Annotated in this window: 25 protein-coding genes and 1 pseudogene; 10 read left to right on the top strand and 16 right to left on the bottom strand. The window is 42.6% G+C overall.

Annotated elements, in window-relative coordinates:
• Window positions 1-78: 78 nt before the first annotated feature.
• The 7 genes from fusA to AABS66_RS14275 form a co-directional block, all read right to left on the bottom strand.
• The gene (gene fusA / locus AABS66_RS14305; RefSeq protein ID WP_206084799.1) at window positions 79-2205 is read right to left on the bottom strand and encodes an elongation factor G; all 2127 of its coding nucleotides are present in this window, start codon (window positions 2203-2205) and stop codon (window positions 79-81) included.
• Window positions 2206-2294: 89 nt separating this feature from the next.
• Window positions 2295-2765: a 30S ribosomal protein S7 gene (gene rpsG, locus AABS66_RS14300; protein ID WP_004262486.1), complete on the bottom strand. Its 471-nt coding sequence runs from the start codon at window positions 2763-2765 to the stop codon at window positions 2295-2297.
• Between the two features lie 97 nt (window positions 2766-2862).
• On the bottom strand, window positions 2863-3237 hold the full coding sequence (rpsL, locus tag AABS66_RS14295; RefSeq protein ID WP_004265905.1) for a 30S ribosomal protein S12: 375 nt from the start codon (window positions 3235-3237) through the stop codon (window positions 2863-2865).
• A gap of 136 nt (window positions 3238-3373) precedes the next feature.
• Complete coding sequence (gene tusB / locus AABS66_RS14290) at window positions 3374-3661, bottom strand: sulfurtransferase complex subunit TusB (protein ID WP_206084800.1); 288 nt, start codon at window positions 3659-3661, stop codon at window positions 3374-3376.
• 57 nt (window positions 3662-3718) lie between these two features.
• Window positions 3719-4078, bottom strand: a complete 360-nt coding sequence (gene tusC / locus AABS66_RS14285) for a sulfurtransferase complex subunit TusC (RefSeq protein ID WP_206084801.1) — start codon at window positions 4076-4078, stop codon at window positions 3719-3721.
• Window positions 4079-4094: 16 nt separating this feature from the next.
• Window positions 4095-4499, bottom strand: coding sequence for a sulfurtransferase complex subunit TusD (tusD, locus tag AABS66_RS14280; RefSeq protein ID WP_206084802.1), 405 nt, complete (start codon window positions 4497-4499; stop codon window positions 4095-4097).
• Window positions 4496-5200 carry a helix-turn-helix transcriptional regulator gene (locus AABS66_RS14275; protein ID WP_206084803.1) on the bottom strand — a complete coding sequence of 235 codons (705 nt, stop codon included), beginning with the start codon at window positions 5198-5200 and terminating at the stop codon, window positions 4496-4498. Before AABS66_RS14275 ends, tusD begins: the two co-directional genes overlap by 4 nt.
• A gap of 1004 nt (window positions 5201-6204) precedes the next feature.
• On the opposite strand from AABS66_RS14275, the pseudogene AABS66_RS14270 reads away from it, so the two are divergent.
• Window positions 6205-6444 (top strand): annotated as a pseudogene (locus AABS66_RS14270) (colicin Z C-terminal domain-related protein); the annotation flags it as partial.
• Between the two features lie 68 nt (window positions 6445-6512).
• Here AABS66_RS14270 and fkpA read toward each other — a convergent pair.
• On the bottom strand, window positions 6513-7256 hold the full coding sequence (fkpA, locus tag AABS66_RS14265; RefSeq protein ID WP_206084805.1) for an FKBP-type peptidyl-prolyl cis-trans isomerase: 744 nt from the start codon (window positions 7254-7256) through the stop codon (window positions 6513-6515).
• Window positions 7257-7513: 257 nt separating this feature from the next.
• On the opposite strand from fkpA, the gene AABS66_RS14260 reads away from it, so the two are divergent.
• Entirely contained in the window at window positions 7514-7735 is a 222-nt protein-coding gene (locus AABS66_RS14260) for a SlyX family protein (protein WP_206084806.1), read from the top strand.
• A gap of 64 nt (window positions 7736-7799) precedes the next feature.
• Here the strand turns inward: AABS66_RS14260 and slyD are convergent, their stop codons facing one another.
• The 4 genes from slyD to kefG form a co-directional block, all read right to left on the bottom strand.
• Window positions 7800-8411 (bottom strand): peptidylprolyl isomerase, encoded by a 612-nt coding sequence (gene slyD, locus AABS66_RS14255; RefSeq protein WP_430225063.1) that lies wholly within the window; start codon window positions 8409-8411, stop codon window positions 7800-7802.
• Window positions 8412-8498: 87 nt separating this feature from the next.
• Window positions 8499-8702, bottom strand: a complete 204-nt coding sequence (locus AABS66_RS14250) for a YheV family putative zinc ribbon protein (RefSeq protein ID WP_206084808.1) — start codon at window positions 8700-8702, stop codon at window positions 8499-8501.
• A 9-nt stretch (window positions 8703-8711) separates the two neighbouring features.
• Window positions 8712-10520, bottom strand: coding sequence for a glutathione-regulated potassium-efflux system protein KefB (gene kefB / locus AABS66_RS14245; RefSeq protein ID WP_206084809.1), 1809 nt, complete (start codon window positions 10518-10520; stop codon window positions 8712-8714).
• Window positions 10520-11074: a glutathione-regulated potassium-efflux system ancillary protein KefG gene (gene kefG / locus AABS66_RS14240; RefSeq protein WP_206084810.1), complete on the bottom strand. Its 555-nt coding sequence runs from the start codon at window positions 11072-11074 to the stop codon at window positions 10520-10522. The genes kefB and kefG overlap by 1 nt, the downstream gene beginning before the upstream one ends.
• A 222-nt stretch (window positions 11075-11296) precedes the next feature.
• Here kefG and AABS66_RS14235 point away from each other — a divergent pair, with 222 nt between their 5' ends.
• A complete protein-coding gene (locus tag AABS66_RS14235) occupies window positions 11297-13231 on the top strand; it encodes an ABC transporter ATP-binding protein (RefSeq protein ID WP_206084811.1) in 1935 nt (644 codons plus the stop codon).
• A gap of 82 nt (window positions 13232-13313) precedes the next feature.
• Here AABS66_RS14235 and adiA read toward each other — a convergent pair whose 3' ends face one another.
• Window positions 13314-15581, bottom strand: a complete 2268-nt coding sequence (adiA, locus tag AABS66_RS14230; RefSeq protein ID WP_206084812.1) for an arginine decarboxylase — start codon at window positions 15579-15581, stop codon at window positions 13314-13316.
• A 104-nt stretch (window positions 15582-15685) separates the two neighbouring features.
• The gene (locus AABS66_RS14225) at window positions 15686-16546 is read right to left on the bottom strand and encodes a MurR/RpiR family transcriptional regulator (RefSeq protein WP_206084813.1); all 861 of its coding nucleotides are present in this window, start codon (window positions 16544-16546) and stop codon (window positions 15686-15688) included.
• Window positions 16547-16799: 253 nt separating this feature from the next.
• On the opposite strand from AABS66_RS14225, the gene murQ reads away from it, so the two are divergent.
• Together murQ and murP are read left to right on the top strand one after the other, a co-directional pair.
• Window positions 16800-17711 (top strand): N-acetylmuramic acid 6-phosphate etherase, encoded by a 912-nt coding sequence (murQ, locus tag AABS66_RS14220; protein WP_206084814.1) that lies wholly within the window; start codon window positions 16800-16802, stop codon window positions 17709-17711.
• A 27-nt stretch (window positions 17712-17738) separates the two neighbouring features.
• Window positions 17739-19208 carry a PTS N-acetylmuramic acid transporter subunit IIBC gene (murP, locus tag AABS66_RS14215; RefSeq protein ID WP_206084815.1) on the top strand — a complete coding sequence of 490 codons (1470 nt, stop codon included), beginning with the start codon at window positions 17739-17741 and terminating at the stop codon, window positions 19206-19208.
• A 144-nt stretch (window positions 19209-19352) separates the two neighbouring features.
• On the opposite strand, the gene AABS66_RS14210 is transcribed toward murP, so the two are convergent.
• Window positions 19353-19958 carry a LysE family translocator gene (locus AABS66_RS14210; RefSeq protein ID WP_272538943.1) on the bottom strand — a complete coding sequence of 202 codons (606 nt, stop codon included), beginning with the start codon at window positions 19956-19958 and terminating at the stop codon, window positions 19353-19355.
• A 101-nt stretch (window positions 19959-20059) separates the two neighbouring features.
• Between AABS66_RS14210 and AABS66_RS14205 the strand changes: the two genes are divergently transcribed.
• Genes AABS66_RS14205 through AABS66_RS14195 form a run of 3 tightly spaced genes read left to right on the top strand, consistent with a single transcriptional unit; the run spans window position 20060 to window position 22174 of the window.
• Window positions 20060-21043: a hydrolase gene (locus tag AABS66_RS14205; protein WP_206084817.1), complete on the top strand. Its 984-nt coding sequence runs from the start codon at window positions 20060-20062 to the stop codon at window positions 21041-21043.
• The gene (locus AABS66_RS14200) at window positions 21040-21249 is read left to right on the top strand and encodes a YheU family protein (protein ID WP_206084818.1); all 210 of its coding nucleotides are present in this window, start codon (window positions 21040-21042) and stop codon (window positions 21247-21249) included. Before AABS66_RS14205 ends, AABS66_RS14200 begins: the two co-directional genes overlap by 4 nt.
• Before the next feature lie 58 nt (window positions 21250-21307).
• Window positions 21308-22174 carry a phosphoribulokinase gene (locus AABS66_RS14195; protein WP_206084819.1) on the top strand — a complete coding sequence of 289 codons (867 nt, stop codon included), beginning with the start codon at window positions 21308-21310 and terminating at the stop codon, window positions 22172-22174.
• A gap of 91 nt (window positions 22175-22265) precedes the next feature.
• Here the strand turns inward: AABS66_RS14195 and AABS66_RS14190 are convergent, their stop codons facing one another.
• A complete protein-coding gene (locus AABS66_RS14190) occupies window positions 22266-22667 on the bottom strand; it encodes an OsmC family protein (protein WP_206084820.1) in 402 nt (133 codons plus the stop codon).
• Between the two features lie 356 nt (window positions 22668-23023).
• Between AABS66_RS14190 and crp the strand changes: the two genes are divergently transcribed.
• Entirely contained in the window at window positions 23024-23656 is a 633-nt protein-coding gene (crp, locus tag AABS66_RS14185) for a cAMP-activated global transcriptional regulator CRP (protein WP_004262556.1), read from the top strand.
• Window positions 23657-23794: 138 nt separating this feature from the next.
• Window positions 23795-24787, top strand: coding sequence for a hypothetical protein (locus AABS66_RS14180; RefSeq protein ID WP_206084821.1), 993 nt, complete (start codon window positions 23795-23797; stop codon window positions 24785-24787).
• The last annotated feature ends 95 nt before the right edge of the window (window positions 24788-24882 follow it).

The raw sequence follows: 24882 nt of genomic DNA, 5'->3' as shown, positions 1-24882 counted from the left end.
GACTCTATTCCTTATGGAGTTCCCTCTTCACGATAAAGAAGGAACTTAAATTAAAGTAGTTAACCGATTTAAAATCGATTATTTAGCGTTACGAGCTTCGATAACAGCCTGTGCAACGTTGTTTGGTGCTTCATTGTACTTCAGGAACTCCATAGAGTATGAAGCACGACCTTGTGTCTGAGAACGCAGGTCAGTAGCATAACCGAACATTTCGGACAATGGTACTTGTGCACGAACGACTTTACCAGTAGGCAGGTCATCCATACCTTCAATCATACCACGACGACGGTTCAGGTCACCAATAACATCACCCATGTAGTCTTCTGGTGTTTCCACTTCGACTTTCATGATTGGCTCAAGCAGAACAGGTTTAGCTTTTTTGAAGCCATCTTTAAACGCGATTGAAGCCGCAAGTTTAAACGCCAGTTCAGAGGAGTCAACATCATGGTAAGAACCGAAATGCAGACGAACACCCATGTTAACAACAGGGTAGCCAGCTAATGGGCCAGATTTCAGCTGCTCTTGGATACCTTTATCAACCGCAGGGATGTATTCAGTTGGAATTACACCACCCTTGATTTCGTTGACAAATTCGTAGTCCATTGGCAGACCGTCTTTATCGTTTTTGTTCAGTGGGAACATATCGATAACGACATGACCGTACTGACCACGACCACCAGACTGTTTCGCGTGTTTACCTTCGATGTCAGTCACTTTAGCAGTGATTGCTTCACGGTAAGCAACTTGAGGTTTACCAACGTTCGCTTCAACTTTAAATTCACGACGCATACGGTCAACCAGAACGTCCAAGTGCAATTCACCCATACCAGCGATGATAGTCTGATTAGTCTCTTCATCACTTGATACGCGGAATGATGGGTCTTCTTGAGCCAGACGGCCTAATGCGATACCCATTTTTTCTTGGTCAGCTTTAGTTTTTGGTTCGATTGCAACAGAGATTACTGGCTCTGGGAATTCCATACGCTCCAGGATGATTGGCGCATCAACTGCACATAAAGTATCACCTGTAGTTACGTCTTTCAGACCGATTGCCGCCGCGATGTCACCAGCGCGAACTTCTTTGATCTCTTCACGTTTGTTAGCGTGCATCTGAACGATACGGCCAAAACGTTCTTTTTTCGATTTCACTGCGTTCAGAACTGTGTCACCTGAGTTAACAACACCAGAGTAAACACGGAAGAACGTTAAGTTACCAACGAATGGGTCAGTTGCAATTTTAAATGCTAATGATGAGAATGGCTCATCATCACTTGCGTGACGCTCTGCAGGTGTGTCTTTACCGTCATCCAGAATACCATTGATTGCAGGTACATCTGTTGGCGCAGGTAAGTAATCAACCACTGCATCCAGCATCGCCTGAACACCTTTGTTCTTAAATGCAGAACCACAGGTAACCAGGATAATTTCGCTTGCAAGAACACGTTGACGTAATGCAGCTTTAATTTCTGCTTCAGTCAGTTCTTCACCGCCCAGATATTTTTCCATCAGTTCTTCTGATGCTTCTGCTGCGGTTTCGATCAGGTTGTTGTGCCACTCTTCAGCTGCTTCTTGCATGCTCGCAGGGATATCTTCGTATTCGAAGGTAACGCCCTGGTCTTCATCGCTCCACTTAATTGCTTTCATTTTCAGCAAGTCAACAACACCTGTGAACGCTTCTTCTGCGCCGACTGGTAATTGCAGTGGAACTGCGTTAGCTGCTAAACGTGTTTTTAATTGCTCAACAACACGTAAGAAGTTCGCACCCATACGGTCCATTTTGTTAACGAACGCGATACGTGGAACTTTATATTTGTTAGCCTGACGCCATACAGTTTCAGACTGTGGCTGAACACCACCAACTGCACAGTAAACCATTACTGCGCCATCAAGAACACGCATAGAACGTTCTACTTCGATTGTGAAGTCAACGTGTCCCGGGGTGTCGATGATGTTGATACGGTGTGGCTCATACTGTTTTGCCATACCAGACCAGAATGCAGTAGTCGCTGCAGATGTGATAGTAATACCACGCTCTTGCTCCTGCTCCATCCAGTCCATTGTTGCAGAACCTTCGTGAGTTTCACCAATTTTATGGTTTACACCAGTATAGAACAGAATACGTTCAGAAGTTGTGGTTTTACCGGCGTCGATGTGTGCACTGATACCGATATTACGATAACGTGCTATGGGCGTTTGACGGGCCATTTTTTCCTCTCTCGTGGGCGTTCAATGCTTCATATAAAGGGTAGCAAATGGCTACCCTGAGATACATCACTAATGTAGGTAAGAAATTATTACCAACGGTAGTGTGCGAACGCCTTGTTAGCTTCTGCCATACGGTGAACGTCTTCACGTTTCTTAACAGCGGAACCTTTGTTCTCAGCAGCGTCTGATAATTCATTTGCCAGGCGAAGTGCCATAGATTTATCACCGCGTTTACGAGCAGCATCAACGATCCAACGCATTGCCAGGGCATTACGACGAACCGGGCGAACTTCAACTGGAACTTGGTAAGTTGAACCACCAACACGGCGGGATTTAACTTCCACAGTCGGACGCACGTTATCCAGTGCTAATTCGAATGCATCAAGTTCAGTTTTACCAGAACGCTGAGCAAGGGTTTCAAGTGCGTTATATACGATTGCTTCAGCAGTAGATTTTTTCCCGTCTACCATCAGGATATTTACAAACTTGGCCAGTAATTCTGATCCGAACTTAGGATCTGGAAGAATTTTACGTTGACCTATTACGCGACGACGTGGCATGGATATGACTCCGTTGTTAATTCAGGTTTGTCCAAAACTCTACGAGAGTATTTTGACATTAAGATTAAAATGTTTGGCCTTACTTAACGGTAATCCATTAAGCCTTAGGTTTTTTCGCGCCGTATTTAGAACGAGCTTGCTTACGGTCTTTAACACCAGAACAGTCCAGTGCGCCGCGAACGGTGTGATAACGCACACCTGGCAAGTCTTTAACACGACCGCCACGGATAAGGATTACGGAGTGTTCCTGCAAGTTGTGGCCTTCACCACCGATGTAGGAAGATACTTCGAAACCATTAGTTAAACGAACACGGCATACTTTACGTAATGCTGAGTTTGGTTTTTTAGGAGTGGTAGTATATACACGAGTACATACGCCACGTTTTTGCGGGCAAGCTTCCAGTGCTGGAACGTTGCTTTTCACAACTTTCGAGCTACGAGATTTGCGTACCAGCTGATTAATAGTTGCCATTATTAAAAAAGCTCCTGGTTTTTTTGCTTCGTAAACACGGATTTTGACCTCGTTCGCCAACATGACGATACACGAGGACGCGAAATTTTATTGCCGACTGAGTCAGGTGTCAAGAAATATACAACTTTTAGTGCCTTTATAGGGCAAAATGTTGTTTTTGGACTTCTGTTAGCTTCACAAAACCTTGATATGTGATCACAGAAACGGCGGGTGATAGGGTATTTTGCAACCCTCGAGCGTTAATATCGACATCCAAGGCATATAATTGTGCCCCCGTTTTTTGTAATGCATCAAGGAAAGGTGACTGTGATATTGCAGTAGCCACGCCATCTTGCATCAATAAAACCGCGTCTTTATCTGTCATTAGGCGAAGTATAGCCGAAAAATCACAGTTAAACGGAGATGTTGCTAATGTATAAAGCATAGAAACGATCCTACTATAGATCAAAACGCAACCCAAGCTTAAAATACGAACAATCGATTAAAATTTCAACACCACATCGCAAGCGGCTAATTTTAGCTGAATTTCACATGGGTTGAGGATTTTAGGCGTAACAACATACTCACCGTTTTCAGGTAACCCACGTTCCCGAAGGGATTCCCGACAAAGATAAATATTTTCAATGTCATATAGCGGTAATATTTTAAATGTTGCGATATAGTCCCGCGCAAGAATGGCTTTAGGTTGTTGGTTTACTCGCAGTTGAAAGACGCCATCAGCAATAAAAAACACCTCAATTTCATCCGTTAATGCAGATGTTGCCAGCAAGGCATCCAACCCTTCTCGCCCACTTGCATTTCCATGGGGCATTGTCGTAAAAACGAAGGCAATTTTTTTCACGGGATACCTTACTTTCTTAAAATTGAAGGGTTCTATCTGCTGTCATCATGGCTTCCGCTAAGCTACCTAACCCACTCATCATAAACCCACTCGCTAAATTATTGACTGGTAATGATAAGTTTTGAGCCTGTTCTTGATCAACTACACCACGCCGTAACGCCGCAGAAACACAAATATGCATCTCACAACCAGCGTCTTTTGCCAATTGCTGCCAAGCCGTGAGTAAATCGAACTCGTCCGTTGCGGGGGATGTGAGTAAGTTTGCGTTCAGCACGCCTTCACGATAAAAAAATATGGTTTTTAACGTGTGCCCTTCTTCGAGAAGGGCTTTGGCAAATTGATACGCACTTGCAGCTTGTTGCGTCCCATATGCTGGGCCCGTCACCAAGATGCAGTACGTTAATGGATTAGCGTGACTCATTCACCACTCTTAAACTGACGAATGTACAAATAAACGGTGTGTTTTGAGATATTTAAGCGATCTGCAACTTGGTTAATCGCATCTTTGATATCGAAAATACCTTTTTCATACAAATTCAGAACCACTTGTTTGTTCTTCGCATTATTCGATACGTTACGGTCTGCGCCCACTTCTTCAATGGTGTATTCTAATGTTTGAGCAACTAAATCATCAACGGATGAAGCAAAGTTTACATCTGAAGTCACTTCTTGTTTTGTTTCTGGAACAAACGATTGAATAATTTCGGAGAAAGGTACATCTAAGTTCATATTGATGCACAACAAACCAATGACACGCTGCTTACGGTTGCGAATCGCAATCGTCACTGATTTCATTAAGTCGCCGCTTTTCGCTTTAGTAAAGTAAGCTTTAGAGACGCTAGATTCTTCATCTGCCATATCGTGCAGCATACGCAGCGCAAGGTCAGTAATTGGAGAGCCAATTTTACGCCCTGTGTGCTGGCCGTTAGCAATCCTCACCGCAGAACAATTCAGGTCTTCCAATGAGTGAAGAACGATTTCACAGTGCCCACCAATTAGCATTGCTAAGCCATCAACCGCCGCTTCATATGATTTTAAGATTTCGTGGTCGGTTTCAGCAAAAGGCTGGTTATCCAGTATATTAATATCGCTGAGGTCGTGTGACTGTAAAGAATCTGACATTTTCAACATCATCCTTCTAATGTAAACATTTCATCCAGTTGACTAATAAGGCATTCATTATTCGACTAATTTGCCTTTATTGCACCGCGTATAATCAACAATTGTGATGATAAATAATAAAATAGAGTCTTCTGAAGTTAAAACTCCAAGACGTCGCCGTCAAGCGAATGAATGCAAGACAGTCTGTTTTATCACAAGTTTTAAACAATTTGGGGATTTTTTTGCCAAAAATTCACCACGGTTAGACGTTGTTGCCACGCCAGGCAGTGACTTATCTAAAACTGGATCATAAGCCTTGATTCCGCATAATTTATAACGAAAAAAACAACTTACTTGCCGGTAAATATAAATTTTCCATTCTCTTTAATGAGTTTTCATTAATAATACATTTAAATCGAAACCATAATTAAAACTATAAAATTATAATTCCTTACCATTTTATTTGGCCAGAATAGTATTAAAATATTATATTCAATTATTCAAACTTAATAATGATGTAATTCTATCCACATGCCAAATTAATTAATGAGGTTTATTTTGATTAAACGAAAAATCTACATGCTAATTATTTACTTCCTAATAGTTTCATTTAGTGAAATATACGACTTATTACTGCTCATCACTGGTGTTGTCACAATACATGTTGATAAGCTGACTATCTATTCAATCGTCTTTACCTTACTGATTATGGTAATGCGCTCACTGCTACTTACCTCTGTGCTAAATTATTCATTACATATTAAATCCATATTTAAACGTATTTTTGTGTTAGCCATTTCATTAACATTAATCGTTGATGTGATTAACCTTTTTGTTTTCTATTTATCAAATATTGATATTTCATATTTTACGCCTTTCCATATCATTAGAAATTCACCTAAAACGTTTATATTTTTAACCGTATTATACACTGCATTTTCTTTATTTTTAAATAAGGAGCTTTCATGGCAGGAAACAAAGATATCTTAATTTTCGCTCAATTTGGCAAATGATCTAATTGGTACCCGATTCAATCTTACATTGGCAAATATAAATACACTGTCTCATATGATTTTAGAGATCCTTTAACAATGGGGCCTTTTGATGTGCAAATTAAGTTTATGAATGGCCCTAATACCTCCACAGTGCAAACACTAGGCCCAGGAAACCACACAATTGAAGGCGATGGCGCTGGGAGTGATTATATTCGGTTAAGAGGATATGCACCTCTTGGTTCAACGATTGTCGTAACTGTACCTAATTGATGAAGAATACATATAAACAAAAAAGCCCAAGACAAATGCCTCGGGCTTGATGACAACTAAAATCTATTTTATTTAGCCGCTGGTTTGATATCTAATAATTCAACATCAAAAACTAAAGTTGAGTTAGCTGGGATACCCGGAACGCCGTTTTCGCCATACGCTAAATCAGCTGGGATCACTAACTGCATTTTGCCGCCTTTTTTCAGGTTGACTAAACCTTCAGTCCAGCCTTTAATGACTGAGTTTAATGGGATAGTCAGTGGCTCGTTACGTGAGTAAGAGCTATCAAATTCAGTACCATCAATCAGAGAGCCTTTGTAATGAACGACAACGGTTTCATCTGCTTTAGGTTTAGCGCCTGTACCGTCTTTTTCAATTTTGTACAGTAAGCCAGATTTGGTTTTCACTACGCCTTTTTCTTTAGCGTATTTTTCACGGAATTCAGCGCCTTTTTTCTCATTACTGGCTGATTCGTCTTTCATTTTTTTATCGGCAGCTGCTTTAACTTGCCCTTCGAACTGACGCAGGGTTTCTTCAACTTCTGCATCGGTCATTTTGCTTTTACCATTGAATGCATCTTGAACACCCGCCAACAGTTGTGCGTTATCCAAGTTAATACCAATAGTTTTTTGTTCTTCTAATGAATTCTGCATGTAGCGACCTAAAGAAGCGCCCAGTGCATAAGCATTACGCTCTTCAGCATTTTTAAATGCGCTACTTTGTGCTTTGGCTTCCGCTGCCATAACTTGCGGAGCAGTGAAAGTAAGTGCCAACGTTGTTGCCAGAAGACTTGCCTTAAACAGTGATTTCATCCTAATCTCCGATGATTTTAATGCGAACCTATTTGAATAGTAAACCCAATGTTAACCATTCATTTTATGATAATGCCCCTAGTGCTTTGGGTCTCATTATTTATTTGTGATAGAAACAGTATAATCATTTCTTCAGACAACATTAACAAAAAGAGGTTTCATCGCCTATATGTTTAACTAAAACTTATCTGTTGATTTGTAATGTTCGGTTATTATGATGGTTTGATTATGATGAAAACGCCTAAGGAGAGTCGAAAATGGACTCATCTCATTCATTCGAACAACGTTTAGAACTTTTAGAAAGCAAAGTGGCTTTCCAAGAATTAGCTATCGAACAGCTAAATCAAGTGATTACTGACCAGCAAATGCAGTTGACGCGGATGCAGGAACATTTACGCATCGTCACGGAAAGGCTGAAATCGTCGCAAGATTCCCATTTGGCGCGACCAGAAGAAGAAACACCGCCGCCACATTATTGATAGCGACAAAAAAGGAAGCTTTCGCTTCCTTTTTTTATTCTAAAACAAACACTAATACAGCGTATTAGTGGCAACCGCAGCCACCTTGTTTGTGACCATGGCCGTGGCCTTCGCCACCACCACAACAACCGCCTTCTGAACCGTGGCTATGACCGCCACCGCCACAGCAACCACCTTCGTGGTCGTGGTCATGGTCATGGTCGTGACCATCTGCGCCATGAACGTGACCATGTGCGATTTCTTCTTCTGTTGCTTCACGGATGCCCATGACTTCAACATTAAATTTCAGGTTTTGACCTGCTAACATGTGGTTACCGTCAACGATAACTTCGTCGCCTTCAATCCCTGTGATTTCGACAGGAACTGGGCCCATGTCAGTGTCAGCTAAGAAACGCATGCCAACTTCCAGCTCATCAACACCCATAAAGACATCTTTAGGAACGCGTTGAACTAAGTTGTCATCGTATTGACCGTATGCATCGTCAGAAGCCACTTCAACATCGAAGTTTTCACCAACAGAACGGCCTTCTAACGCTTTTTCTAGACCAGAAATTAAAGAACCACGGCCGTGCAAATAGTCCAGTGGCGCGCTTGCCGGGGACTCATCAACTAAAACACCGTCTTCTGTTCTTACTTGATAAGCCAAGCTGACCACCAAGTCTTTTGCTACTTTCATGACATCTCCTACTACCCGTAAGGGGAAAATTTTTTGCCAATTGTACCGAAAAACAATGATGATGTATTGAGAATTGACAAATTTCTCTTATTCAGGTGTAAAAATACCAATCACCTGCTCTTTTTGCCTTACGTGCTCGGTGGCAACCTCCCCCGCTTGGCGTTGTTGGTCGCCACAGTTGACGCACTCCACCACATCAATTTTATCTTCACGCCACATCATCAACGTATCTTGTGATTGGCATTTCGGGCAGGTCGCGCCTGCAATAAAACGCTTACGTGTTGAAGCCATTTCTTACCCTTATTGTTCATTGTTCCAGCTATGTGGCTGCCGGTGTTCTCTTTGCATCTCTTTTTCAAATAGCTCATTGAGCTCACGACGCGCTTCTTTTACACGTGAAATTTGCCCGCTATCGCTATTTTCGCTTTCGGGATAGACATCCCGTAACATGCGCATATCTAAGCGACGGAAATGCTGTTTTGCCCGGTAGGCTTTGTGTGGATGCATACCGGTACTAATTAATGCCTTGCTACCGAGCTCCAAAGCACTAGAAAATGTTTCACGGCTAAAGTCGGTCACGCCACTGTGCAATAATTCATGTGCCTCCAGACGGCCTTTTGCTCGAGCAATAATATGCAAGTTAGGAAAGTTTTCTTGGCAAATTCGCACAATTTCCATCACTTCCTCAGGCACATCACTGGTGATCACAATGGCTTTGGCTTTATCAGCCCCCGCTGAACGCAGTAATTGCAGCTCTCGCGCATCACCGTAATACACGGTATAACCGTAGCGACGCATTGTGCCAATCGCAGTCACATCTTGTTCAAGTACCGTGATTTTGACTTTATTGGCCATTAATAAACGCCCAACCACTTGCCCCATACGGCCAAAGCCCACCAAAATAACATGTGGGTCGTTATCTTCCACAAATGGCTTTTCACTGGATGCAGGTTGCTGATTATATCGGTAGTTCAAATAAGCATCTATCAGCTGCATCACAAGTGGCGTTGTCATCATCGAAAGTGTGACCACCACCAGCAAAAGATCCATTTGGCGTTCATCAATGACACTTGCCCCAAAAGCCGTCGCATAAATAACGAAGGCAAATTCACCGCCTTGGCTTAAGACACCAGAAAATTGGGCTCGAGCGCCATTACGCAACCGTGCAGCAAAACCAAGCAAATACAGCACCAACGCTTTTACTGCCACTAAGACCACCACGGCGATCAATACCTGAGGTAAATAAGTCCACAATACTTGTAAGTTAAGCGACATCCCTACAGAGATAAAAAACAGCCCCAGCAATAAGCCTTTAAATGGCTCAATGTTGATTTCCAATTCATGGCGGAATTCTGTTTCCGCTAACATGACTCCTGCCATAAAGGTACCTAACGCCATCGAAAAACCGAGGCTTTCCATAATCAACGCAGAACCTAATACCACTAAGAGTGCAGCGGCGGTAAAAATTTCATGCACACCCGATTTTGCAGCTAGCCTAAACATCGGACGTAATAAGTAGCGACCAACCACCCATAACCCAAAAAAAGCAACAACTTTTAAGCCAATTTTTTGCCAGTCGCTGGTTGCCGTATCCCCTGCCAATAAGGGGATCAATGCCATAATCGGGATCACCGCCATATCTTGGAATAGCAAAACAGAAAAACCAAGCTGACCGCTCTCTTTATTGGACATGCCCTTTTCGTTCATCAGTTGCAGTGCCATCGCTGTTGATGACATTGCCATCCCCAGCCCACCCACAATGGCGGCTTGCCATGAAAATTTGGCAAGAAACAGTAGTGATGCCATGATTGCTGCGGTGACCACAACTTGAACGGTGCCCACACCAAAAATCGAACGCCGCAGCTCCCATAACTTAGAGGGTTTTAACTCTAAGCCAATTAAGAACATTAAAAACACGACGCCCATTTCAGAGAAATGCAAAATATCATCAACATTATGGATAAAGCCAAGTACAAATGGCCCAATCATAATCCCTGCCAATAGATACCCAAGTACCGCGCCCAAACGAATTTTCTGGGCAATGGGTACCATGATGACACCCGCGCAGAGGAAAATGATAACAGATTCAAATAGCCCCATATCTGACATTAGGAAAGCCCTCCCGCACTCAGCGGTTGTTGTATCCATTGACGGTAGTCATCAATAAGCTGTTGAAAATGGGCTTTAGGCTGCCGACGTGCCGCATAAATAATAGTCGGCTCCAGCCATTGCATATCACACATTAATGCGGTCAATTCAAATGGACGAAGTATTTCTGTTAAAGGGTAACGGTTGTACCCATCGTGTTGGTAGGCATGGATAGGTTCCCCTGTTGTAATCACCGAGCGCCAATATTTGCCTTTTAATTTTTGATACCCCATATCGGTGGCGAAACGGCGAGTTAATACGCGGTCAAACCACTCTTTCAACAATGCGGGGCAACTATAAGTATAGAGCGGGTGCTGAAAAACAATCACATCATACAAGCACAACAGCTTTTGCTCCGCGGTCACATCAATAAAATAGTCGGGGTATGTCGCGTATAAATCATGTACCGTGACATGTTCAAAATCACGCACCGCATCAAGCAATGCCTTGTTGGCGATAGATTCATCAGGGTCTGGATGGGCATAGACCACCAGCACTTTTGGTATATTTGACATCTTTCCCTCCTCAAAGGCGTGTCAGACGGAACATTTTCCGTTACCATGCAGCCTGCTATACTCGTCTTACTTCACGTTGCAGTGTTGTTGACTACGCGCATTCGCACTAGTCACCTACTTAAGTAGGCTCCTCGCGACTCATTTGCTTGTCGCCTAACTGCACTGTGAATTATTTAGAGTATATACGTTGATAATTTAACATATTTTTAATAGACGGTTGCTATGATTGTTTTCTCTTCACTCCAAATTCGTCGAGGCGTTCGTGTTCTTTTGGACAATGCCACGGCAACGATTAACCCTGGCCAAAAAGTTGGTTTAGTGGGTAAAAATGGCTGCGGTAAATCGACGCTGCTTGCGCTATTGAAAGGCGAATTACAAGCTGAAGCAGGCTCTGCAACGTTTCCAAGCAACTGGTCTATGGCATGGGTCAACCAAGAAACCCCTGCATTAGATGTGCCCGCTCTCGAATATGTCATTGACGGTGACCGTGAGTTTCGCGCCCTTGAACAAAAACTTGCCCAAGCTAATGAAAAAAATGATGGTAATGCCATTGCGGTCGTCCATGGGCAATTAGATGCTATCGATGCGTGGACAATCCGTTCGCGTGCATCAAGTTTGCTTCATGGTTTAGGTTTCAGCCAAGCGCAATTAGACTCTCCCGTAAAATCATTTTCGGGTGGATGGCGGATGCGTTTGAACCTCGCGCAAGCGCTACTTTGCCGCTCTGATTTGTTGCTACTTGATGAACCAACTAACCACCTTGATTTAGATGCGGTGATTTGGCTGGAAAAATGGCTGAAAAGCTACCAAGGCACGTTAATCTTGATTTCCCATGATAGGGATTTCCTCGACCCAATTATTGATAAAGTGTTGCATATTGAACAAGAAACTATGTTCGAATACACGGGCAACTACTCTTCATTTGAACGCCAGCGCGCAACAAAACTGGCCCAACAACAAGCGCTGTATGAAAGTCAACAGGCTAAGGCCGCACACCTACAAAGCTATATCGACCGCTTTAGAGTGCAAGCAACCAAAGCAAAGCAAGCACAAAGCCGTATTAAGATGTTGGAAAGAATGGAAATGGTGGCACCTGCACACGTGGATAACCCATTCCATTTTTCATTCCGTAAACCTGAAAGTTTGCCAAATCCATTATTAAAGATGGAAAAAGTCAGCGCGGGCTACGGTGAAAAAATCGTTTTGCAATCAATTAAGCTGAACTTAGTGCCAGGTTCACGCATTGGGTTACTGGGGCGTAATGGCGCGGGTAAATCCACGTTAATTAAGATGCTAGCAGGTGATTTACCGCCATTACAGGGTGAAATTTCCCTCGCTAAAGGCATCAAACTGGGTTATTTCGCCCAGCACCAGTTGGAATACCTGCACCCTGAAGAATCTCCATTACAACACCTTGCACGCCTTGCCCCAGAGCAAACGGAGCAACAGCTGCGCGACTATTTAGGTGGCTTTGGTTTTAAAGGCGACCAAGTGACAGACCCTAGCGGCCGTTTCTCTGGTGGAGAGAAAGCACGTTTGGTGCTAGCACTCATCGTCTGGCAACGCCCAAATCTGTTGTTACTCGATGAGCCAACCAACCACTTGGATTTGGACATGCGCCAAGCCCTCACCGAAGCCTTGATGGCATTCGAAGGCGCATTAGTCGTGGTTTCCCATGATAGGCACTTGCTAAGAACCACCACTGATGAGCTGTATTTAGTTCACGGCGGTGCAGTAGAACAATTTGATGGTGATTTAGAAGATTACCAACAATGGCTTGCCGAGCAAAACAAGCTCGAATTGCAGCAAGTGCGTGACCAGCAAGAGAAAGACAAACCCGCCGCTGCGGCAACAGTCACCGCGCAAGATAGGAAAGATCAAAAACGTCGTGAAGCGGAGTTCCGCCAGCTAACTCAACCAATCCGTAAAAAAATCACGGAGTTGGAAAAGCAGATGGAGAAATACTCTAGGTCACTGGGCGAGTTAGAATCGAAGCTTTCTGACGCAGCAATTTATGAGCAAGATAAAAAAGCAGAGCTGACTGAATGTTTGAAAAAACAAACGGAGCAAAAATCCGCCCTTGAAGCGGTTGAAATGGAATGGATGGAGCTACAAGAAAAACTGGAAGTGATGACCAGTGAGTTTGAGGCCAACTAGTTATTCTGCCATTAATTAACACGCAAAAAGGCGCCTGACTTATTAAAATCAAGCGCCTTTTTCGTTTTCTAGCTTGATGTCATTAGTGTTTCACACACATCACATAATACTGCCCATCGATAATTTCGGTTCCTTCGGTTTCATGTTCAAAGCCAGGGAACTCACTATCCCACGCCTGCAGGCTGTGTAAGTAACCGATATGTGGGCTGTTTTTATCCCCAAAACTTTCCCCTGATAGCAACATCGGGATACCTGGTGGATACGGAATAATCGAATTGGCAGCGATACGCCCGGCGAGTTTATCGAGCGGAACTGCTTCCACGCGGTTAGCGACAATTTCTTGGTACGCATCTCGTGGGCTCATCACCACTTCAGGCAATTGTTCATACGCTTGATTCAGCTGCCCAGCAGGGTTATTTTTCTGTAGATAGATAAACATTTTATCGCCTAAGTCACGTAACCCCATGTGGCCATATATTTCAGGGGCACTTTCCACCACTTCAGGTAACACCTTTTTCAAACTGGTGTTATTGTCATAGTGGCGTTTAAAGGAGAGTAGCGCATTAACTAAAGTCCCCCACTTCCCTTTAGTGATCCCCATGGAAAACAAGAACATAATCTGGAAATCCGTTGTCCGTGTTGGCACAATCCCATAATGGTTCAACCATGCAGTCACCAGTGCTGCGGGTACGCCAGTGTCTTGCAGTTTGCCATCGTCCCCCATTCCTGGTGATAAAATACTGACCTTAATTGGGTCTAGCATTGCCCAGTTTTCAGGGATATCTTTAAAACCGTGCCATTTATCCTCAGGGTTCATTACCCAGCAGCTCTGCTCTTTCATCAGCAACTCAACAGGGGCATCTTCAAAAGCATAGCGTTTCCCTGTCGCAGGGTCCTTCACCATTTCCTGATTCCATGGCTTAAAGAACCATTCGTCATCATTGAGAAACTCTTTATACAAATAACCCAATGATTGGCGGAAATCGATAGATTCACGAATAACTTCGTCGGTGAGTGAACGCCCACTATTACCATCCATCATATCCGCCGCGATATCGTTTGAGGCACAAATGGCATACAGCGGCGAGGTGGTGGCGTGCATATGATAAGCCTGATTAAAGCGATTGAAATCAATCGAGTTACGACCATTTCGGATGTGAATGAATGATGCTTGGGATAACGCATTCAACAACTTATGTGTGGAGTGAGTGGCAAAAATCGTCGGCTCATCGCCATTTCTCGGCTCATCTCGCATAGCAAAGTGGTTATGATAAATCGGATTAAAACGTGCATACCCATACCATGCCTCATCAAAATGAATTCTATCCAATGATTTATCCAGTAAATCTTGAACTTTGCGTGCATGGTAGCAGACACCATCGTAGGTACAGTTAGTGACAACACTATAGGTAGGGCGTTTACCGATTTTGTCCAATGTTAATGGATTCTTAGCGATCTTTTCAGCAATGGCTTCGGGTGTCATCTCTTTCGGATAAATTGGACCGATAATACCATAGCGGTTACGGCTAGGTGTCATATACACAGGTTTAGCCCCTGTCAGGATCAACCCCTGCTCAATCGATTTATGACAATTTCGGTCGATGACGACGACATCATCATCAGTCATGCAAGCTTGCATAATCGTTCGATTGGAACCCGATGTCCCGACAACCACCGAATAAGATTGGTCAGCACCAAAGATACGCGCGGCATTTTTTTCACATTCACCAAATGCCCCTGTATGGTCTAGCAATGAGCCCACTGCAACTCGCTCAATCCCAATATCTGTACGAAATAAATTCTCACCAAAAAAATCGTGATAAATACGCCCCGCAGGTGTTTTGGTAAAACCAACCCCACCTTGGTGCCCTGGGGCCGCCCACGAATATTCATGTATGTCACTGTATTTAATTAAGCTTTTCATTAATGGCGGCAACAATTGTGCACGATAGCGAATAATCGCCGCAAGTACACGCCCTGCAATAAAGTCGGCTGAATCTTCTAAAATCCAAGCAAATTCATCGACTTGCTCCATCATTTTTCGGTCAAAAGCGGTTAGCGCTTCTTCACGATCGCTCAGTAAAAAAACAGGGACATCTTCTTGTCGACGGTGAAGCTGAGTAATTAATTGATGAGCTTGGGTTTGTTCTTGCTTATCTGACATATCGCGGCCGTATAGCAAGCAATCGATGCTCGTATTTGAACGGATGTAAGCCATCCCATCTTCAAAATCCCGAATAATCACGGTTTCAACATGTTCATCGTTCAATTCGCTTGCCAGTCTTGCTACTGCGTGGCTAATAACGGAATCTTCGTCAGTTAACTCAGTATAAACAATGAGTGCTCTCATCAATAATTCCCCTTTGAATATTTCAAATTTAAATACTTATAACTTTAGTCTTAACGCAAATAGGTATGTATTGCAAAGTTATCGATGAGTTATAAGACTAAAGGCTATTCATCTAAATTATTAATTGCCATTCTCGCATTCATAACTAAAGACTTGGCTTTAGCCTCACGTTTTTGTAGCAATGCCATAAAAATGAGGTCGGTTATAGTGTTTTGAGCTGTTCGAGATGAAATAGACGAACTACGCCACTCATCTTCTTCCGCAATACTTTCAATAACGTAATCAGAGAGTTGCGCCAGTGGTGAATGTCGGTCACGCGTTATCGCGATAACCGATGCTCCTTGCTTACGAGCGATATTCGCTGCACTCAGCATGTCTTTTCGCTTGCCCGTAAACGAGATAACAATCTGTACATCATTGGAATTTAACGTTAATGCCGCTGCAATTTGCACATGATGATCAAATTCGACCAAGGTAGTAATCCCAATTTTTTGCAGCTTATAACTTAAATCCTTTGCCGTGAGCCCTGAGCCGCCAATGCCGACTATCTGCACCCGCTGAGATTTATCGATTAACGCAACGACCTTTTCAAACTGCTTGAAATCAATATGCTTTGTTGTCTCTGTTATCGAATGGTTTTTCTCCATCGCAAGCTTTTGCGCCACCACCATCAAATTATCATTCGGTGCAATTCGATTATGCAATGCAGTATGAGCCGTCCCTTCATTAAGTTTCTGGCGCCCAATAATTTCACTTAGCGCCAATTTCAGCGCAGGGTACCCCTTAACGCCCACTTTTTGGCTAAACTTCACAATAGCGGACTGGCTGACATTTAGCTTCTCAGCCAGTTGAGATGAAGACAAACTCAATATATTTTCTGGATTTTCCAGGATAAATTGCGCAATTTTCCGCTGATTTTCTGCTAATCGCGGTAGTGAATACGTGATGACATCCAATAATGTCATAGTGAGCCCCCAAAAGGTGTAAATTTCAAGCCATCAAAAAAATAATAATAATAAATTATTCCAATAAAACTTAATCGATACGTTAAAAATAATCGAATAAATTCAATGAAAAGCGACCCTTTAATTTGAAATAAATGACAAAATATTCCTTTATATTCGCAAGTTAGAATAGATAACACCGTGATTTCAATCACACCAAAGGAATAAATAATTCCATAATATTGGCACAATATCTGATTTAGGAGCTATTTTCATGACTATCGACTTAAGCAAAATGGTAACGGAAAGCCGCAATTCCGCAAGTACACATATCGACCAACTTCCTACCTTGCAAATGCTGCAAGTGATTAACAACGAAGACAAACAAGTCCCTTTAGCTGTCGAAAAAGTCTTGCCTGAAATTGCACAGTTAGTTGATAAAGTCGCAGACGCATTTCTAAACGGTGGTCGATTAGTTTACTCGGGCGCTGGTACCTCTGGGCGTTTAGGCATACTTGATGCCAGTGAGTGCCCACCAACTTATGGAACTCCTCATGAGCAAGTCATCGGCCTCATTGCAGGCGGTCACCAAGCCATTTTTCGTGCCGTCGAAAACGCAGAAGATAAACCTGAGTTAGGTGAACAAGACCTGAAAAATATCCAATTTAATGAAAAAGATGTACTCGTTGGTATCGCAGCAAGTGGACGTACTCCGTATGTGTTAGGCGCTTTAGCTTATGCAGGCTCTGTCGGCGCCACGACAGCAGCCATTAGCTGTAACCCAAATAGCCCCATCGCCAATGCAGCAGATATCGCAATTACCCCTATTGTTGGTCCAGAAGTGGTCACTGGTTCTTCACGAATGAAAGCGGGAACGGCCCAAAAATTAGTGCTGAATATGATCACCACGGGCGCGATGATCCGTATCGGTAAGGTATTTGGCAACTTGATGGTGGATGTTGAAGCCACGAATGCCAAGTTAATTGAAAGACAAACTAAAATTGTTATGGAGGCAACTGACTGTGACCGAACCACAGCTGAAAACGCACTTCAACAATGTGACAGGCACTGTAAGACGGCAATTTTGATGGTGTTATCAGGCTTGAATGCCGATGAGGCTCGTCAGCTGCTCACCAACAATAACGGTTTTATTCGTACAGCACTCAATATGGCATCTTCCGCCTAATATGCGGATTTTAATGAGAAAAATAGTATGGCTAAAATAACAATAGAAATGATGCAGCAGATCCTGCAACAAGTAGGGGGTCGTCGCAATATAAAACTAGCGGGTAACTGCATGACTCGCTTACGACTGACACTCAACAGTGACCAACTCGTCGATAAAGCCGCACTGAAACAAATCCCAGGCGTGCTTGGTGTTATCGAAAGTGACGAGCAGCTACAAATTGTCCTAGGCCCAGGTAAAGCCCAAACCGCCGCGGACTTAATGAACAAAATGCTAGAGGATGAAGAAGATGAGCACGATGAATCACCTCATCAAACTCAAGATCTGAACGAAATTGCCTCTGCCAATAAGCAGCAGTTGAAAAAGAAACAAACTAGCGCGGTACACCGCTTTCTATCAAAGTTTGCCACCATCTTTACTCCCCTAATTCCAGGGTTTATTGGTGCAGGTCTGTTGATGGGGATCGCATCATTACTTGGGTTATTAGTCACCAATGAAAACGTGTTCCCACCAGACTCCCAGCAGCTGGCTTGGTTAAAAAGTGCCATTGCTTACCTAGCCATATTTGGTAAAGGTTTATTTACCTTTATGGGGTTATTAATTGGCTACAACGCCCAAAAAGCCTTTGGTGGAAGTGGCGTTAATGGCGCAATTATTGCCGCCTTATTTATTTTAGGTTACGACCCAGAAGCAACAAAAGGCTTCTATTCGGGGATGTCTAACTTCTTTGGTTGGCACATCGACCCCCGCGGCAACATTATTGGGATTTTAATTGCTTGTATCTTTGGTGCATGGGTTGAAAAACAAGTCCGCAAAATTATTCCATCCAGCCTTGATATTATTCTGACCTCAACTATTACTCTGTTAATTGTCGGTGCAGCAACCTTTATCTTTATCATGCCGATTGGTGTTTGGCTGTTCGATGGAATGTCTTGGTTATTTATGCACTTAAACGGTAACCCGATTGGTACCGCGGTCTTAGCTGGGTTGTTCTTAATTGCGGTCATGTTTGGGGTTCATCAAGGGTTTATCCCTGTTTATGTTGCCTTAGTGGATGCACAAGGGTTTAACTCGCTATTCCCAATACTGGCGATGGCGGGTGCAGGCCAAGTCGGTGCGGCGCTTGCCTTATACGTGAAAGCCAAAAAAGGCTCTGTAACCCGCGGACAAATTGGTGGGGCGCTATTCCCTGGGTTCTTAGGGATTGGCGAGCCGTTGATTTACGGTGTCACACTCCCTCGCGTCAAACCGTTTGTGACAGCATGTTTAGGTGGCGCAGCAGGAGGGTTCTTTATCGGTGCGGTAGCATGGATGGGTTTGCCCGTAGGTTTAAATACTGTGTTTGGCCCATCTGGATTAATCGCGATCCCCTTAATGACCTCAGGGCAAGGCGTACTCGCAGGGATGGCAGTGTATGCGGGCGGCATACTGGTTTCGTATGTCTGCGGTTTCCTCTTTACTTACCTATTTGGCAGTAAAGGCGTCGATTTAAGTTAATCACTCCCTAAGCAAAAGCCGCATGTAGGTGCGATGCGAGGGAAAACTTAGCCTAACCATCGAATTACTAACGGATCACGACCGTACTTTTCATATATAGAGATGCCAAGAAGCTAAATATGATTAGCTTCTTGGCTATAGGCATTACTCTAACCAAATCAATGGTACGCACAGTGCGGTCAGCAATCCCATTGTCCAGTTAAAGATAAACCATGCACGCCGGCTACGAAGAAACAGGCTAATTAACGAGCCAAACCCCATCCAAATAAGCCCTGCCGCCAAATTCACAACCACAAAAGCGATACTCATCATAATAATTGACTGAGTGAATAACTCACCAGGTAGACTAAACCCACCAACGGCACCTAAACCCATCATCCATGCTTTTGGGTTTAAAAATTGCAATAAACCGCCTTGATACCAAGTGACGCTTTTTGCCACTTCGCTATTTGCTTTAAGTGGTGCATAATTTGCCGTGGCGGTTTTCCATGCAAGCCACAATAAGTAAATACTGCCCGCAATTTTTAACACGATATGGATCGCAGGATATAGCAGTAAAAGCGCAGCAATCCCAAATGCAGAGAGGTAAAGTATGAGCTGCATACCTAGCATGATCCCAAGGCATAATGTGATAGTACGACGAAAACCATAGTTTGCTGCACTTGAGGTCAACAACATGTTGTTAGGGCCAGGTGTGACTGCGGCAATGAATAGAAATGTAAAAAGTGAAAAAATCAGCCCCAGTGTCATTTATACTTTAATCCTCAAACTCAAATTTGTTTACTTGCATCACAAAAAAATAACAGTATGTTATGTGACTCACAAGAGTCCCCATTAAATAAAATAAGGCTATGTCAGAAAACTTTCGTCCGATAAGTTGGGCTAAGAATCCACACCTCCAAACTTTGTTGCCAAGAATTTTTCGCAGGACACCGAAAATTAAACCTCTTTGGCAGAGACTTGAATTGCCTGATGGCGATTTTATCGATCTTGCTTGGAGCGAAAAACCTGAGCTCGCTGCACATAAGCCGCGTTTAGTTATTTTTCATGGGTTAGAAGGCAATTTTAAAAGCCCTTATGCCCACGGCATGCTAGAAAGCGCACAAAACCAAGGTTGGTTAGGTGTCATCATGCATTTTCGGGGTTGCAGCGGCGAACCGAATCGCCAGCAGCGTATCTATCATTCAGGTGAAACCAGTGATGCACGTTATTTTTTACGTTGGCTAAAGCACACCTTTGGTGATGCGCCAACAGCAGCGGTGGGTTATTCCCTTGGTGGCAATATGTTAGCGTGTTATTTAGCCGAAAGTGGTCAAAATGCAGATGTGGATGCAGGTGTCGTGGTCTCTGCACCGCTCATGTTGGAAGCCTGTTCATTGCGGATGGAAAAAGGGATTTCCCAATTTTATCAACGCTATTTACTCAATGGCTTAAAACGCAATGCGACTCGCAAACTCGTTCGCTATCCAGGTTCATTACCATTAAATCTGTTACAGCTAAAGCAACTTAAACGGATCCGTGAATTTGATGATGTGATCACCGCTCGTATTCATGGCTTTGATGATGCGACGGATTACTATCAAAAATGTAGCGCGCTCCCTAAGCTTGCCTATATCACCAAACCAACGTTAATTATTCATGCCAAAGATGATCCGTTTATGGCGCCAGAAGTAGTTCCTGATCTATCACATTTACCTAAAAATGTGGAGTACCAGATGACGGAACACGGTGGTCATGTGGGCTTTGTGAGTGGCACATTAAGAAAGCCCAAAATGTGGCTAGAAACCCGCATTCCACAATGGCTAATCCCTTATCTAAATAAGGAAAAAAAATGATTATTCCTTGGCAAGAACTTACGCCTGAAACACTGGAAAATCTAATTGAAAGCTATGTGTTACGCGAAGGCACTGACTATGGTGCCCAAGAAAAAAGCCTGCAAGATAAAGTGAACGATGTGAAACGGCAGTTAGTTTCTGGCGAAATTGTGCTAGTCTGGTCAGAATTGCATGAATCCGTTAATTTCATGCCTAAAGCCCGCTAACCCGCTTCGTTCGCTGTTTCTGAAATAGTGGCCATAAGCGCAACACAGGGAGTCCGCTATGTCCAAAAAACACCCGATTATTGCCATCACTGGTTCAAGCGGTGCTGGCACAACGTCAACTAGCCAAGCCTTTCGTAAAATATTCCACCAATTAAATATCCAATCAGCCACACTAGAGGGGGACAGCTTCCACCGTTACACGCGCCCTGAAATGGATATGGCGATTCGCAAAGCCAGAGAGCAAGGCCGCCATATTAGTTATTTTGGTCCAGAAGCCAATGACTTTGCGCTACTTGAGCAAACACTGGTGGATTACGCCAAAACGGGCTGTGGGAAATCGCGTAAATACCTACATACCTATGATGAAGCAGTACCTTATGGCTTACAACCAGGTACGTTCACTCCTTGGGAATCGTTACCTGAAAAAACGGATGTGCTGTTTTATGAAGGCTTACACGGTGGGATTGTGACACCTGAGCACAATGTCGCGCAACATGTTGATTTACTGGTAGGTGTTGTGCCTATTGTGAACTTAGAGTGGATACAAAAACTCATCCGTGACACCACTGAACGTGGGCACTCTAGAGAAGCAGTCATGGATTCGGTGGTACGTTCAATGGGGGATTATATTAACTACATCACACCACAATTTTCCCGTACCCATATTAACTTCCAACGCGTACCTACTGTAGATACCTCAAACCCATTTTCAGCGAAAGCTATTCCTTCACAAGATGAAAGTTTTATTGTTATTCGCTTTCGTGGACTTGAACAGATTGATTTTCCCTATCTACTGTCAATGATATCTGGCTCGTTTATCTCCGCGATGAATACGATTGTCGTGCCAGGGGGGAAATTAGGCTTAGCAATGGAATTAATTATGATGCCAATAGTCGAAAAGCTAATTACTCAGAAACATGACTAAATTGTTTTTTTGATTATTAAATAAGATGCTTACCATTAATTAGAATAAGCATCTTATTTTTAAAATATATCAATAACTATTAAATTTATTTTTAATTTTTAATTTCAAAGCTATGTGTCACTTCGACGGTCTTTTCTAACATCAACGCGACTGAACAATATTTTTCAGCAGAAAGCTGAACTGCACGTTCAACCGCTTTATCCGTTAATTCATTCCCTGTTACAATAAAATGCAAATGGATTTTAACGAAATAACGAGGCGCTTCTTCACGGCGCTGAGAGGTTAATTTCACTTCACAGTCGGTAATATCATTACGGCCTTTTTGTAAGATGGATACCACATCAATTGCACTGCAACCACCTGCAGCCATTAACACCATTTCCATTGGGCTTGGTGCTTTATCGCCTGCATTGCCGTCCATCATCACTTGGTGGCCTGACGCTGACTCACCTAAAAAAGAGAGCCCCTCCACCCATTTAACTCTTGCTTCCATTTTATTCCCCTTGAAATGAAATCGATTTAAAGGCTACATTGTTCCATAGATATAAAGAATGTTATATCAGCTTTATTCTGCTGAAGCGATACAGGGAAGACTTTCTGTATCGGATATGCTACAAACAATACTTAGTTGATAGGATTAAGATCAAAACTCAACGTTTTATTTGATTATATTATAGTGTTGATATCAATTTGTTTACCCTAACCATGAAAAGCGATTGATGCAATGTTGCTCTTCCTGTTATTTAGGGTATATAAGACAAGTTAATATGCTAAGCTAGTGACTTTAAAGCCAGCCTTTCTGGTACGCTTTTTCCGGATGGCTGCAATAACATACAGAGGATAACGCTAATGGTTCTCGGCAAGCCACAAACAGACCCTACTCTTGAATGGTTTTTGTCACACTGCCATATTCATAAGTATCCATCCAAGAGCACACTGATCCATCAGGGTGAGAAAGCAGAAACCCTTTACTACATAGTTAAAGGTTCAGTGGCTGTTTTAATCAAAGATGAAGAAGGCAAAGAAATGATCCTCTCCTACCTGAATCAGGGGGATTTCATTGGTGAGCTTGGATTATTTGAAGAAGGGCAAGAACGTACTGCGTGGGTTAGAGCAAAAATCGCCTGCGAAGTTGCTGAAATTTCTTACAAAAAATTCCGTCAATTGATTCAGGTTAATCCTGATATCTTAATGCGCCTTTCCGCGCAAATGGCAAGCCGCCTGCAAACAACGTCAGAAAAAGTGGGCAACCTCGCCTTCTTAGACGTAACAGGCCGTATTGCACAAACGCTACTGAATTTAGCCAAACAACCTGATGCCATGACACATCCAGATGGGATGCAAATCAAAATCACCCGTCAAGAGATTGGCCAAATCGTTGGTTGTTCCCGTGAAACTGTCGGCCGTATTTTGAAAATGCTGGAAGATCAAAACTTAATCTCCGCGCATGGTAAAACCATTGTTGTTTACGGTACTCGTTAATTAACCTTTCAGCCTGGCCACCTTTGGCTGGGCTATTATTTATCATATTAAATTCTAGTAAAATCGCTTCTTTATATTCTTCCTACCGATTGCCCCTATAAAATAATAATTATTATCTTATTAATTAGGGAAATATTTATGGGTATCACACTAAGCGGTTTATCGGATAATCCGACATTATTCAAAAAAATTATTAACTCTGATGATTTCATCAAAAAAATTTTTACGGTCACCTCTTCACTGGGAAAAAACCCACTTGGCGCTGATAACCAGCCAAAACCAACACGTTCCTGTAGTTTAGAGAGTATTGATTCGGCCTATGAGAGCGACTCAGGAGAAGTCTATAGCATTAAATGTTTAAGCAGTCGTGAATTTTACGAAAAAGTCAATCAATTGAAAATTAGCCTATACGAGAAATATTCACCTATTTTCCTTACGGAACAAGATACTGACTCGTTAATAAAAGAAAATAGAGTTACGCTTGACCAATATAAACATTTATCTAGCGAAAAAACTGGATATGCTAATTTTTTATATCGCGATATTAAAATCCCTGGTATTAATAATAAAAGCCAAAAAGAAAAACGTGAAATTATAAAAAACTTTGCATTACCTAAACCCCTAACTAATAAAAAGGGCTCAATGCTCCCTTTAAAAAACGCGTTCATTCAAGAACCGATTCGTCAAATCACGCGACCATCAGAGGGCATTAAATACAAAAAAAACACCAAATTCAATAAACAATTAGTTTATATACATTATAAAACTTGCGAGAAGAATCCCCCTAATCAAAGAGTAACGCCTTTGCCAAAAAGCACTTTTGCGTTCAATGGAAATATACCGCAGACAAACTCCTCATTATTGAGGGCAAAACATATCAAAGAAAATTATTATTCATCCAGCCAATCGGCCAACTCAACATATAATTTACAAAAAAAAATTCAGAAAAAAAGCAAACCATCAATTGAGAACCTTGATTTAACTTTTTTAGAAAAAAATATAAAGAAAGAAAAAAAACTGACCCAAGAACTGAGTGGATACATTAAAAAAATTGAAGAAATACAATCTCAAATAGATACCAATAACCGGCTACTACAGAATTTAAAGTCCACTAAAAATCAACTGCTGTAACATCAACAGTAAAACATTTTCATTTCCAATGAATCGTAGTAATTGCCTAAAACATATTAAATTAGCAAAAATCGTTTTTTAATACATTAAAATTC

Origin of the sequence: Providencia sp. SP181 (assembly GCF_050446505.1) — a bacterium.
In the GTDB taxonomy this organism is placed as follows: domain Bacteria; phylum Pseudomonadota; class Gammaproteobacteria; order Enterobacterales; family Enterobacteriaceae; genus Providencia; species Providencia vermicola.
The sequence above is the reverse complement of the archived record's forward strand: the minus strand, read 5'-3'. Positions and strand labels throughout refer to the sequence as shown.

Coding starts and splice junctions, on each gene's coding strand:
- rpsL (WP_004265905.1), bottom strand. CDS start 3,237: ATGGCAACTATTAATCAGCTGGTACGCAAATCTCGTAGCTCGAAAGTT.
- murP (WP_206084815.1), top strand. CDS start 17,739: ATGGCTAAAATAACAATAGAAATGATGCAGCAGATCCTGCAACAAGTA.
- kefB (WP_206084809.1), bottom strand. CDS start 10,520: ATGTCAGATATGGGGCTATTTGAATCTGTTATCATTTTCCTCTGCGCG.
- AABS66_RS14205 (WP_206084817.1), top strand. CDS start 20,060: ATGTCAGAAAACTTTCGTCCGATAAGTTGGGCTAAGAATCCACACCTC.
- AABS66_RS14195 (WP_206084819.1), top strand. CDS start 21,308: ATGTCCAAAAAACACCCGATTATTGCCATCACTGGTTCAAGCGGTGCT.
- AABS66_RS14225 (WP_206084813.1), bottom strand. CDS start 16,546: ATGACATTATTGGATGTCATCACGTATTCACTACCGCGATTAGCAGAA.
- crp (WP_004262556.1), top strand. CDS start 23,024: ATGGTTCTCGGCAAGCCACAAACAGACCCTACTCTTGAATGGTTTTTG.
- AABS66_RS14200 (WP_206084818.1), top strand. CDS start 21,040: ATGATTATTCCTTGGCAAGAACTTACGCCTGAAACACTGGAAAATCTA.
- kefG (WP_206084810.1), bottom strand. CDS start 11,074: ATGTCAAATATACCAAAAGTGCTGGTGGTCTATGCCCATCCAGACCCT.
- rpsG (WP_004262486.1), bottom strand. CDS start 2,765: ATGCCACGTCGTCGCGTAATAGGTCAACGTAAAATTCTTCCAGATCCT.
- AABS66_RS14250 (WP_206084808.1), bottom strand. CDS start 8,702: ATGGCTTCAACACGTAAGCGTTTTATTGCAGGCGCGACCTGCCCGAAA.
- adiA (WP_206084812.1), bottom strand. CDS start 15,581: ATGAGAGCACTCATTGTTTATACTGAGTTAACTGACGAAGATTCCGTT.
- fusA (WP_206084799.1), bottom strand. CDS start 2,205: ATGGCCCGTCAAACGCCCATAGCACGTTATCGTAATATCGGTATCAGT.
- AABS66_RS14210 (WP_272538943.1), bottom strand. CDS start 19,958: ATGACACTGGGGCTGATTTTTTCACTTTTTACATTTCTATTCATTGCC.
- murQ (WP_206084814.1), top strand. CDS start 16,800: ATGACTATCGACTTAAGCAAAATGGTAACGGAAAGCCGCAATTCCGCA.
- AABS66_RS14180 (WP_206084821.1), top strand. CDS start 23,795: ATGGGTATCACACTAAGCGGTTTATCGGATAATCCGACATTATTCAAA.
- AABS66_RS14190 (WP_206084820.1), bottom strand. CDS start 22,667: ATGGAAGCAAGAGTTAAATGGGTGGAGGGGCTCTCTTTTTTAGGTGAG.
- tusB (WP_206084800.1), bottom strand. CDS start 3,661: ATGCTTTATACATTAGCAACATCTCCGTTTAACTGTGATTTTTCGGCT.
- tusD (WP_206084802.1), bottom strand. CDS start 4,499: ATGAGTCACGCTAATCCATTAACGTACTGCATCTTGGTGACGGGCCCA.
- slyD (WP_430225063.1), bottom strand. CDS start 8,411: ATGAAAGTAGCAAAAGACTTGGTGGTCAGCTTGGCTTATCAAGTAAGA.
- AABS66_RS14275 (WP_206084803.1), bottom strand. CDS start 5,200: ATGTCAGATTCTTTACAGTCACACGACCTCAGCGATATTAATATACTG.
- AABS66_RS14235 (WP_206084811.1), top strand. CDS start 11,297: ATGATTGTTTTCTCTTCACTCCAAATTCGTCGAGGCGTTCGTGTTCTT.
- AABS66_RS14260 (WP_206084806.1), top strand. CDS start 7,514: ATGGACTCATCTCATTCATTCGAACAACGTTTAGAACTTTTAGAAAGC.
- fkpA (WP_206084805.1), bottom strand. CDS start 7,256: ATGAAATCACTGTTTAAGGCAAGTCTTCTGGCAACAACGTTGGCACTT.